The 12,726-nt window shown below is 27.1% G+C and carries 10 protein-coding genes; 2 read left to right on the forward strand and 8 right to left on the reverse strand.

What is annotated here, in order from left to right:
• Positions 1–293: 293 nt before the first annotated feature.
• From IR152_RS08590 to IR152_RS08605, 4 genes are all read right to left on the reverse strand, one after another.
• Complete coding sequence (locus IR152_RS08590; protein ID WP_021408553.1) at positions 294–605, reverse strand: antibiotic biosynthesis monooxygenase; 312 nt, start codon at positions 603–605, stop codon at positions 294–296.
• 77 nt (positions 606–682) lie between these two features.
• Entirely contained in the window at positions 683–1,042 is a 360-nt protein-coding gene (locus IR152_RS20420) for an ECF transporter S component (protein WP_413927483.1), read from the reverse strand.
• An 18-nt stretch (positions 1,043–1,060) separates the two neighbouring features.
• Entirely contained in the window at positions 1,061–2,203 is a 1,143-nt protein-coding gene (locus IR152_RS08600; protein WP_227451382.1) for a pyridoxal-phosphate-dependent aminotransferase family protein, read from the reverse strand.
• A gap of 355 nt (positions 2,204–2,558) precedes the next feature.
• A complete protein-coding gene (locus tag IR152_RS08605) occupies positions 2,559–4,400 on the reverse strand; it encodes a bifunctional metallophosphatase/5'-nucleotidase (protein ID WP_227451385.1) in 1,842 nt (613 codons plus the stop codon).
• Positions 4,401–4,805: 405 nt separating this feature from the next.
• On the opposite strand from IR152_RS08605, the gene IR152_RS08610 reads away from it, so the two are divergent.
• Entirely contained in the window at positions 4,806–5,723 is a 918-nt protein-coding gene (locus IR152_RS08610) for a ribonuclease Z (RefSeq protein ID WP_227451386.1), read from the forward strand.
• A gap of 122 nt (positions 5,724–5,845) precedes the next feature.
• On the opposite strand, the gene IR152_RS08615 is transcribed toward IR152_RS08610, so the two are convergent.
• Entirely contained in the window at positions 5,846–7,180 is a 1,335-nt protein-coding gene (locus IR152_RS08615; RefSeq protein WP_227451389.1) for a CoA-disulfide reductase, read from the reverse strand.
• 339 nt (positions 7,181–7,519) lie between these two features.
• Here IR152_RS08615 and IR152_RS08620 point away from each other — a divergent pair, with 339 nt between their 5' ends.
• On the forward strand, positions 7,520–8,908 hold the full coding sequence (locus IR152_RS08620; RefSeq protein ID WP_227451391.1) for a cation:dicarboxylate symporter family transporter: 1,389 nt from the start codon (positions 7,520–7,522) through the stop codon (positions 8,906–8,908).
• An 80-nt stretch (positions 8,909–8,988) separates the two neighbouring features.
• Here IR152_RS08620 and IR152_RS08625 read toward each other — a convergent pair whose 3' ends face one another.
• The 3 genes from IR152_RS08625 to IR152_RS08635 are packed head-to-tail and all read right to left on the reverse strand — an operon-like array spanning position 8,989 to position 12,725.
• Positions 8,989–10,197: an alginate O-acetyltransferase AlgX-related protein gene (locus IR152_RS08625; protein ID WP_227451392.1), complete on the reverse strand. Its 1,209-nt coding sequence runs from the start codon at positions 10,195–10,197 to the stop codon at positions 8,989–8,991.
• Positions 10,198–10,212: 15 nt separating this feature from the next.
• Positions 10,213–11,631, reverse strand: a complete 1,419-nt coding sequence (locus tag IR152_RS08630; protein WP_227451394.1) for an MBOAT family O-acyltransferase — start codon at positions 11,629–11,631, stop codon at positions 10,213–10,215.
• Positions 11,632–11,648: 17 nt separating this feature from the next.
• A complete protein-coding gene (locus IR152_RS08635; RefSeq protein ID WP_227451396.1) occupies positions 11,649–12,725 on the reverse strand; it encodes a hypothetical protein in 1,077 nt (358 codons plus the stop codon).
• Position 12,726 lies beyond the last annotated feature (1 nt).

Raw genomic sequence — 12,726 nt, forward strand, 5'->3', positions numbered from 1 at the left:
AAATATATTAGGAAACTGCAAATGTAGTCCAGTATAAGGCAAAAAAATAAAATAATGAAAGCATGGCAATATACCTGTTCAACATGCTAAAAAGACACATTGACAAATCAGTATTAAGCCTTTTAGCTCCCGAATATGACATTATGATAATCCACACTCTAACAGTTTGTTGGTTTTTCTAGTATATAACACTCATATTAAAATAAACACTAAAAGCCAAATAACAATTTAAATACAAAATGTTATTTGGCTAATTTGGTTTAATACTATTTAACTATCTTTTACATTCAGTTCTATAATTTCCAACTTTTAATTTGTGGTATTATATTCATCTTAACAGTTTGATTCTTTAAAGCTTTTCTAAATTTCTCAGTTGAAGAATCTTTAAACATCTTACTAGAAGCACTCTTGAGGTTTTCTATAGATTTCCAATGCTGTATCATAATCCACTTTTGAGACTTTTCATCATACAGAAGCTCAGTATCAATAAAACCAGATTGAATAGAATGAAATTTTAATTCTAAGTCATTTACAATTTCTATAAACTCTTCTTTTGATAAATTTTCTTCCACATTAAACTCAACTATTTCTGTAATAATTTTCATATGTAAAACCTCCAATTTATTTTCCTATATCATATCAAAAAATAAATTGGAGGTATTGTAAAAAATCGACAGTATAATTATAAATAGCTGTACTTTATATTTTCTTTAATCGTCTTATTCTCACCAATAAATTTAATTGGTGACGTCCCTGAAAATTTTTTAAATTCTTTTATAAAGTGTGCTTGGTCATAGTACTCATTTTCATAAATAAAATCAAAAAGTGACATACCAATAGCTCCTGATAAAGCACCTTTTTTACTTCCAAATACTATTGCTGATATGAACAACATTGCTGTTCCTAAATGCACAAGCCCACCATTTATAGATATTGGTAATCTTATATTTATAAATTTAGTTGCAATAAATACTAATGCTATTAATAGGGAAGTTTCCAGCATGTCTTTCGTTGTAAATTTTTGCTTAGTTGTAACTTCCATGCTATATACCCCTATCTATTAAAAATAATACTTATTAAATAAGTTTAACAAATTTCCATTTCCTTTAAATCCTAATGCATTTAAACTTTTATCCAAAACATTTAATACATGCTCTATTTTATTTAAATTTGCATTTTCTCCCATATGACCTATTCTTAAAATAGTATCCATATATTGATTTAGTGATGTTGCAACAAGTGTATTATAATTTTTAAGCATGTAATCAGTAAGCTTTAAAGCTCCTATACTTTCAGGAATTTTTATAGCTGTAACTGTGTTAGAATACCCTTCTTCTAAAAATAATTCTAGACCATATTCCTCAATAGCTTTTCTAACACTATAAGCTATTTTTTCATGTCTATTTAATACATTTTCTATTCCTTCTTCTAATATATTATCAAGTGCTTTATCAAGCCCCATTATGTCACTTATTGGCATTGTGTAAGGGAAGTATTTTTTTTCATAATAGCCTTCCCATATATTTAAATTACAATAAAAACCTATTACATCAGTTTTTCTATTTTTTATACAATTTTTTGCATCCTGACTTATTCCAATTATAGTAAGTCCTGCTGGTGCAGAAATAGCTTTTTGCGAACCTCCTAATATTATGTCTATTTTAGATTCATCTACACTTAATCTTTCTCCTACCATACCTGCTACAGAATCAACTACAGTTAATATGCCATATTCCTTAAGTAATGGACATATTTTACTTACATCATTTAATACACCAGTTGGAGTATCACAATGCACTACTGTTGCATATTTAAAATTACTATCCTTATCTAAAAATACTTTTAATTCATCAACATCTACACTTTTTGTATATTTACTTGAAAAAAGTACATACTCTCCACCATACATTTTTACAAAATCTTTAAAACCTTCTCCATATATACCATTATCAATTACAAGGACTCTATCTCCCTTTTCTGTAAGTGATGCACAAGCTGCTTCAAGTCCTAATATACCTTCACCACTCAATATGTAAACATCATTTTTTGTACCAACTATATTACCAAACTTTTCACATGTCTTTTTATAAAATTCAACAAAATCAACATCTATATCTGGATTTGTTGTCTTCTCTGCTCTTGCCAATCTTACATTTTCCCTAGTTTCTGTTGGTCCCGGTGCATAATTAATCTTATTGTTCATATATATCAGCTCCTCTTTATTTTCTATACAATTATTATACAAAATTTTCATTTTATATAGTACAATTTTATATTTTTCTATAATTGTACCGATACATTTTCTAATATATTTAATACAATTATTTTTTATAAAATACAATTTTACTCAAAACTAATCATACTTAAGTACAAAAATCAAAGGCTCTGTCTCAAAATAGAGATAAGTTTCTTTTTCATTGTTGGAATAATGAAAGCATATTTGATTTCACACAAAAAGAGTGCCTCATGAACTAAAAAGTTCATTTTGAGACACCGCCTTTGCTTTTTACTATTATCTAAGATTAAATTACTATCTACTAACTTTTGCTTATTAATTTTTATTTTGACTTTTTATCCTTTAAATCTTTTTGATTAAAATTTAATAAATATATTAATGTACTTGAAACTATAAATACAATCATACTATTTGAAAAACCTAAGTCTCCTGTTTTAGGAGATTTTTCTTTAGCTTCTCTTTTAGATATTCCTAGATTAGAACTTTCTCTAGCCCTTGTTTTATCTAAGCTTTTATTTTTATCACTATCAGAGCTTTTTATATTATTAGATAGATTCTCTTCATCATCATTGATATTTTCTTTATTTTCACTTAATATCAAATCACCCTCATCATTCTTACTTATTAACTCATCTTTAGATTTAATACTAATTCTTCCATCTACACTTTTTGATATTTCTTTTTTGTACTCTATATATTCAATAACTGCACTCTCTAAATTTCCAAACTCCTTTAGTATAGGTTCTTTTGAAAAACAAGGAAATTCATCTCCACCTGAGGCTATATAATCATTCGTTGCAACTACATACTTTTTATTTAAATCTAATACCTCTCCTTCTTTTCGAATACCTGTTATTCTCTCGCCTTCTTTTTGTTTAGGATTAAAGTAATATGAAATTCCTCCTACTTGTAAAAAGGCTGAACTTTTTTCTGGATAAAGTTTTACTCCATGCTCCAATACATCTTTAATCTGTACTCCTGTAAGCTCTTTGGTAACTATTGTATTACTAAAAGGAAATACATCTACAATATCTCTTCTTGTTATATTGCCTTTTTCTATCGTATCTCGAATATTCCCTCCATTAAATAAAGAAATATCAGCATTAGTTTTATCTAGTAAAATGTCACTTATTAAATTACCTAAATTAGTTTCTTTTATTCTTACATTTTCATATGAACCATCCAGAGTATTTGTAGTTACACCTATAACTTTATCTAATATTTTTTCCTGTTGTTCTTTTATTTTATCAACCTTTTTACTTACATCAAAGTCAAGCTTATATCTTAATGCTTCTTCTTTTCCGATTAATCTAGCTGATTTATTTTCTATTTTTATATTTTCTATATCATTAGTATCCAAAGTTAATTTTACCTCACCAATGTTCTCTAAATATTGTCCCGTACTTACAATCAATGTATCACCCACCTGTTTACCATTTTCAAACTTAGTGCGGCTGTGCCCATCAATAATTAAATCAATACCTTGAACCTCATTTGCTATATCTATACTATTTGGCTTACTCAAACTATTAGTACCAATATGGCATATTGCAACTATTACATCTACATCTTTTCTCTCCAACTCACTTACTTGCTCTTTTGCATTTTCTATAGGATTTGCAAACTCTAATCCTTCCACATTTTTAAATCCAGTTTTGCTCTTTGTTTCCTGGGTTGAGAGTCCAAAAAATCCTATTTTTATTCCATCTATTTCTTTTATATCATTACTATCAAAAACTTTTTTTCCATTTTCAAAAATATTTGATGACAAAAATTTTAAAGTATTCTCTCCTAAATTAGCACTTTTAGATAACTCAAACAGTCTATCTTTTCCATAATTAAAGTCATGATTTCCAGGAGTAATATAGTCATATCCAGCACACTTAATTAATTCAATTGCACTTTTCCCTCTATCCATATTTACTATTGAAAGTCCATGCAAACAGTCTCCTGCATCTACTAAAATTGAGTTTGGAGTTTCTTTTTTCAATGTGGCTAGATTTCCTATTTGTATATAGTCATCACCTTCAGCATATCTTCCATGTATATCATTAGTGTGAAAAATAGTTATTTCTTCAAATCGCTCTAGTCCATAAGAAATAAAACTCTGACTTGTTGTAATTAGAATTATAATTACCAAAATTAAATACCTTCTAATCTTCAATATAAATTAGCCTCCTCAAATTAGTTTTGGCTTTAGTATAAAACTTATATTTTACATAAAGCTTTCAGATAAATATTAAATATACATAAGATTAATTAGTATATTTAATATTTATCTATCAATTTAATTTTGTCCATATCCAATTAGTTTTAATCTAATTACATTTTTTCACATCTATATTTTTATTTTATTTTATATAAAATTATTTTAGAATCTTTTCAACTGGTCTCTTTTAAAAGTCCATTGAGGTACTTTTAAATCACCTTGTTATATAAAAACTCTATTTGGTAATATTTCTTGACTCAAATACACATTTATTGTTATATTTAATGTTAAAATAATTATAATAGGATATCATAATAAAAACAAACAGCAGACTTGTGTTAATTTTAGAAAGGGGAAAAAATGATAGATTTAACTTTACTTGGATGTGGTGGAAATGTACCTACGCCAAACAGATTTCTATCCTCTGTATTTATAAACTATAAAGGTAGAAAAATACTAATTGACTGTGGAGAAGGTACTCAGGTATCTATGAAGCTAAAAAAATGTGGCTTTAAAGATATAGACTTAATTTGTATAACCCATTTACATGGTGACCATATATTTGGACTTTTAGGACTTTTGTCAACGATTGGAAATAGCGGTCGTACAAATGATTTAATTATAATTGGCCCAGTTGGAATAGTCGATTGTATTCGTTCTATGAGAAATTTAGTAGAATATATACCATATACTTTAAAAATTATAGAAAATCCTCAAGGCAATTTTTCTTTAGATAATAAATTTTTAAGAAATTTAGAAATTTCAACAATCAATTTAGAACACTCCATAGAGTGTTTAGGATACAGTTTTAATTTTAGAAGAAACCCTAAATTTGATATAGATAAGGCAACTAAAAATGAAGTTCCTAAAATATTATGGAATAAGCTCCAAGAAGGTCAAAGTATAGTTTTAGATTCAAAAAAATACACTCCAGATATGGTCTTAGGAGAATCGAGAAAGGGAGTTAAGATAAGTCTTACAACCGATACAAGACCTATAGAATCAATACCAGACTTTATAAAAGACAGTGATTTATTTATATGTGAAGCCATGTATGGTGATGATTTAGATATATCAAAAGCTGTTAGAAACAAACATATGACTTTTAGAGAAGCTGCGAATCTTGCAAAGCTAGGAAATGTTAAACAACTTTTATTGACACATTTTAGTCCATCTCTAGATATACCTAGTATGTATTTAGAAAATGCTACTAATGTTTTTGAAAATACCATTCTTGGAGAAGATAGATTAAGCCTACATTTAAATTTTGATGAATAATTTAATGTAATCTTTATTATCAAAAATTTACAATAAAAATTTAGGAATGAATTTTACCTTGATAAAAATATTTTAGGTAAATTCATTCCTTTAATTGCTTATTAACTATAATCTAAATACTATTATTTAGATACATTTCCAGCTACATTTAAAACATCCCATGTTCTTGCAAATGGTGGAGCATAACACAAATCTAACATTCCAAGTTGCTTTGTAGTCATTTTTCCAAAGATAGCAGCTACCAATACATTTGTTCTTTGTACAGCATCCTTAAAACCTGCCACTTGTCCACCTAAAATAACTTTTGTATCTGCATCATAAATAAGCTTTACATATATTTTATTTCTTCCTGGGTAATAATGAGTTTGATTATAGTCAGAAATAAATTTAGATTTGACATTTATGCCTAAATCTTTAGCTTGTCTTTCTGTAATTCCAGTTGAAGCAGCTTCCATATCCATAATCTTTATACAACTTGAAGATAGTGAACCTTGATAAGAAACTTCTCTTCCTGCTAGGTTTTCTCCTACTATCCTACCCAATTTATTAGCTCCAGTAGCTAAAGGCACATATACATTTTCATTACTTACTATATTTTTTATAGTTGCACAATCTCCAGCAGAGTATATATCCTCTACAGAAGTTCTTCCATACTCATCAACTACTATAGCCCCATTTTTTAGCATTTTTATATTAGTATTTGACAAAAACTCTGTATTAGGTCTTACACCAGTAGCAATTATTACTACATCTGTATCTATTTCGCCTTTATTTGTTATAACTTTTTGTACTTTATCTTCTCCATACAGTTCTACAACCATTTCATCCAAGTGCAGTTTAACATTATGTCTATTTATTTCTTCTTCTAATACATCTGTAATTTCCTTATCAAATACTTGTGGTAATATTCTATCTTCCAACTGAATTACATGTACATCTTTACCTAATTTCTTACATGCCTCAACTGCTTCTAATCCTATAAAACCAGCACCTATTATTGTCACTCTTTTATTTTCTTCATTGCTTAAAAGTTTTTTTAAATATTCTCCATCATATAAACTTTTTAATGTAGAAACATTCTTCAATTCTAAATTTTTTATAGGAGGCATAATACTTCTTGCTCCTGTTGCTATCATCAATTTATCATAGTAATCTTCATATATTTCACCTGTTTTTATATTTTTTACTTTTATTTTCTTAGATTCACTATCAACCTCAATAACCTCTCTAAATATATTTAAATCAATCCCAGACTCTCTAAGTTTTTCAGGTGTTCTTGCTAATAAGTCATTAGCATCATCAAAAAATCCTCCAACAAAGTATGGTAATCCACAGGCACCAAAAGATACTATCTCTGTTTTTTCATAAACAACCACTTCATACTCAGGTTTTATTCTTTTTAATTTTGCTGCAGCACTCATACCAGCTGCAACACCACCAATTATTATTACTCTCATTTTATCTCTCCTTTGATGTCTAATTAATTTCTTTACTTATTTTGAGCTTTTCATTTGATATATATTCTATGTACACATCTTTATAATAAATCAAAGTTATTTTTTTAACATTTTTTTATTTGAAATCAAATTTTATAAAAGCTGTTTTATCTTTTCTTACCCTAAATTAAATTCTTTGACCATATATTATACCCTATTTTTCTGTATTTAATCACATTTCTGTAAATTAAATTAATTTATCCTATTTCAGTAAATTATGATATAATATTGACATTTTTTTAATATATTGATATTATTTAAGCTTAGAAAAATTTATTTTTAGATAAAGGAGAAAAAATATTGGAAAGTTCATTCTTATCACAATTTCTTATGATTACAGATTTTAAAACAATTTTTTTCATAATCTTGCTTCTAGGTACATTCTTTATTGTTAGACAATTTGAAAAGAAAAAAATTAAATTTTCATTGAGAACAATATATGCTACAATACTAGGACTTATATTAGGAATTATAATTCAAGCTTTTGCTGGTTTTCCTAATGATACAACTCAAGTCACTTGGCTACAAGAAGTAAGTAAATGGTATAGCCTATTTGGCTCTGGATTTATGGACTTATTAAAAATGTTAGTAGTACCTTTAGTTTTCTTATCTATCATAAAAGTAATTATTAATATGAAAGATAACAATCTTAAAACTCTGACATTTAAGTCTTTAGGTATGCTTCTTACTACTACTGCTATAGCTGCAATTGTTGGAATTGTCGTTGCAAATATAATGAAGTTAGGTGTAGGAGTCAATCTTCCTACTTTAGAAGTAAATCAAGAGCTTAAAGAAATAAATTCTCTTGTCGATACTTTAAGAGGATTACTACCATCTAATCCTGTAATGGCCATGGCAAATGGAAATATTGTAGCTACAATAATATTTGCTACATTTATAGCTACATCAATAAAGAGATTAAGTAAAAAACATTTTGAAACAATAAAACCATTTATAGATTTTATAGAAGCATCTTATAAAATAATTGTAAGTGTATCTATGACTGTTATTAAATTTATGCCCTATGCTGTTGTTGCTCTACTTGCAAACACAATAACTTCACAAGGTATTAACTCAATAGTATCTGTTTTACATTTTATATTGGCTCTTTATATATCAGTTGCAATATTGTTTGTTATACATTTAATTTTTATAACTTTAAATGGTTTAAATCCCATTAATTATATAAAAAATTCAACTGAAGCTCTACTTCTAGCATTTACTTCTCGTTCTAGTTTAGGAACATTGCCTGTGACTATAGAAAGTCTAGTACAAAATCACGGAGTTGATGAGGGTGTATCAAGCTTTACAGCAAGTTTAGGTGCAAATATGGGTATGAATGGTTGTGCAGGTATATATCCCGCTTTAATGGCTGTAACACTTGCTAATATGGCTGGTGTAAACATGGATATGAGCTTTTATGTTATGTTGTTAATAGTTATAACAATTAGTTCTTTTGGAATAGCAGGGCTTCCAGGAACTGCTACAATGGCAGTTTCAGTTGTTATATCTGGAGTGGGTCTTGGCTCTTATTTCCCATTAGTTGGTGGTATACTTGCAATAGACCCTATACTAGATATGGGACGTACAATGATAAATGTTAATGGTGCTATGATATCGTCAATCACTGTAGGAAAATCACTTGGAAAAGTCGATAAAGAAGTGTTTAACAAGAAAAATATTTCTTAAAATAAGTATAAAAATAAATGGCTAATTTTTAATCAGTTAGCCATTTATTTTTTATTTTATTAGAAAATTTATTGACACGTTTATTCACAAAATGGAAAAAATTCTTTTACAAGATTTTGAGGATATACAGATATAAAAACAAAGTCGTAGTCTTGAGACTTTGCATATTCTAATATATCTCCATCATAATATCTAGGGTCTATCATATCTATATTTGAACAAACAGAGGAAAAGAATGCTGCTGTTGGTACGATTAAAGAGTCTTTAACAAATAGCACTTTTAATCCTTCTGGATTTTCTGTATTTTTTATTTTAACTAATGGTCTATTTCCCAATAAATATGTAAAATACTTGTCTGATTGAGCATTCATTAAATTAAGGTCTGCATTAAAAGGATATGATAATATCAAACTCTCTTCAAATCTTCCTTTTAATTCAAATTTCTGTGATTTAGAATCTGTATAATATGTATAATTGGTCTTAAATTTAGGATAAATTAATGTAAAATCATCTATACCGCCATATAAAATACCAGTCTTCCTTCCCATAGAACCAAGAAATGACTTAGGGTATAGAATTGAATTATAATTTTCCTTATCTCTATAATAATGATTTTCATCTAAATTCATACTGTATTTTTTATTGAGTTGCTCAACTAACTCTCCAAAAGCCCAAAAAGAAGTTTCTACTTTCCAGTGATGGTCTGTTTTAAAAAATAAATCATCTTTTGGAATACCACTTTTTAAAATATTTTCCCTAAAATCAATATAGTCAACATTGTACTTTTTTAGTTGATTTAAAAAATTGTCTGCTGTCTCATTACTATAAGAATACGGTATGCCTTTTGGAAATTTTGTCACTCCTTTTATGTACTTATCTGGAGTCATTAAGTAAACTAATTTCGTGTTTTGTTTCTCCATTTCCTCAGAAAATTTTCTTACCCTATCTGCTAGTACACCAACTTGATTTGGAGATTTAGCAAAATACGTATAATGCATCTTACCAGAAGTATCCTTTACAACGCTAAACTTTGAAAATTCATTTTTACCCATTAGTTTTTGTAAATATCCATAAGTTTCAATAAATGTATTTTTATATATTACTTTATCATTTACGGTATTATCAATAGATGATATTGTCTCTTTTAAACTACTTCTCTCAGAAACTGAATTTTTTATTTCCTGTATCATATCTTTTCCAGAATACCAAATATTAAAGATAGAGAAAGCGAATAAAACAATTAAGAACATAATTGCAGTTATTAATCTTACTTTGAAAAATCTACTCATACTTTTCCTCCTCCATTAAAAATTAAAATAAATAAATGGATTATAGCTTCCAGTTACTAAATATGTCACAGAAATAAAGAATAATAAAATAGCTGAGATTGGATAAAATACATTGAATATCATACTACATCTAGCTTGTTCAACAACAAATTTATTGATTTTCTTCGCAATAGGTATACTAAAAATAAATGCAAACATAAAGAAAATCCAGTATTCTTTTAAAAACATATATGTATAATCACTCCATATAATTCCATTTCCTCCAAACATAGCTTTAAAATAATTATGTGCTTCTTTTAAATTGGGGGCTCTAAATAATACCCATCCAAAATTAACTGCTAATAAAGTATAAATATGTTTTATAAAATTGTGATTTTCAATCTTTTCAAACATTATAAAACGCTCTATAATTAAGAAAACAAAATTTAAAATTCCCCAAATTACAAATGTCCATTCTGCTCCATGCCATATTCCAGTAAATAACCATACTATGAACATGTTTCTAATCATAATATCTTTATTTGCTACTCTAGAACCTCCAAGTGGAAAGTATATATAGCTCTTAAACCACATTCCCAAAGAAATATGCCATCTTCTCCAAAACTCAGTGATTGATTTTGATATATATGGATAATTAAAGTTTTCTTCAAATTTAAAACCAAACATAAGACCTAATCCTATAGCCATATCTGAATAAGCAGAGAAATCAAAGAATATTTGCAGAGTATAAGCTATAGAACCAAGCCATGCAAGCGATACAGCTATTTCTCCTTGACTATTCATAGTATAAATATAATCCGCTACTATAGCCATGTTATTTGAAATTAATACTTTTTTGCCTAGACCTGTTATAAACCTACAAGTTCCAATAGAAAATTTATCCCACGTTTCTTTTCTATTAAGAATTTGCTCTGCCACACTTTCATATCTAACTATAGGACCTGCTATTAATTGTGGGAAAAAGGCTATATATAGTCCCACATAAAAAGGATTCTTTTGAACTTCTCCATGTCTACGATATACATCTATAACATAAGACATTCCTTGAAATGTAAAGAATGAAATTCCTATAGGTAGAACAATATTAGGTATAGTCAATTCAGTACTAATAAGTTCGCTAATATTTCTTAGTGCAAAAGCTAGGTATTTAAATATAAATAAAACTCCTATATTATATGCACACATTAAAACCAAAAAAATTTTTACTTTTATTTTACTTTCTCTATATCTATCTACTAGTAAACCAAATATATAGTTCATTATTATAGAAGCTATCATAATAACAACAAACTTTGGTTCTCCCCAAGCATAAAAAAATAAACTAACAACAAGCAATATCATATTCTGTATCGTTCGATTAAACCTAAATACATAATATAATACCAAAGTTATTGGTAAAAAATAAAATAAAAAAATTAAGCTTGAAAATAACAAAATATAACCTCCTCTCTTTACTTAGTCTTTGATTTTTTTTTCCAATATAGGTATATTCCTAAAAACATTGCTACTAAAGACATAAATAAAATTCGAATAAGTGTTATAATATTATTCATAAAATTTATTTTTTTCATGTCTTGTACTGTCGGTGATTGCTCAGGAGATACTAATGTATATGGAACACCATCCTTATCCTTTTTATTAATACTCCAAGATTGAGTCAATGTTATTTTCTTTCCAATTTTAAACTTATCACCAACATTAACTTGTAAAATAATTTGTCCAGGTTTAGCTTTACTGTTTAATGTTAATTTACCTTTTTGAGATATAGTTATATTATCTTGTTTTTCCATAAGTGAATACTTGACATCTGAATTATTTTCAATCCCTAATACTTTGTACTGACTTATGCTCTGACCCAATACAGGTATTTGTACTTCTTCATCACCAGTTATTTTAGTATTATGTAAAGATTCTAATTGCTCTTCAGACAATAAGGATAACTTTCTTACAATAACAATATTATGTTCTTCATTAGATGGAATAAATGTAATCCCCCAACTAACAATATCTGAAAGTCTATTAAAATCCAATAACATATTATTTTTATCATTTATAAAACTATTAAAATTCACATAAATTTTTCCTTCAAATTCTCCTGGTACTTCTATACATCCATCTTTTATTTTATCTAAATAGATTATATTTTTATCTTCAAGAAAAACTTCACTACCTTCTTTTAACCTAAATTCAGTCATACTTTTACTTTGTATACTTAAATTTATTCGTTGAGAGCTTTTATTTTTATTTTGAATCTCAATATAAAAATTATGGTACATACTCCAATTTTCTTTTATATTTTGGTAAACATATAAATAACGTTCTTTATCATTTTTAGAACTATCTGTTTCTATTTTTATACTTTTATCTTCATGCGTAATTTTAGAACTTAAATTATTCTCTATCTTTTTAAAATATAAATCTAAATTTTTGTTACTTATTGCTGAACTTACAAAAGTGGCATTTATAAAAAAAATAAACACCAAAATAAAATATTTTAAGGAACAAAAAAATACTTTTAAAGTTTTCATT

The sequence above is a fragment of the Clostridioides sp. ES-S-0108-01 genome (genome assembly GCF_020662285.1).
GTDB lineage: Bacteria > Bacillota > Clostridia > Peptostreptococcales > Peptostreptococcaceae > Clostridioides.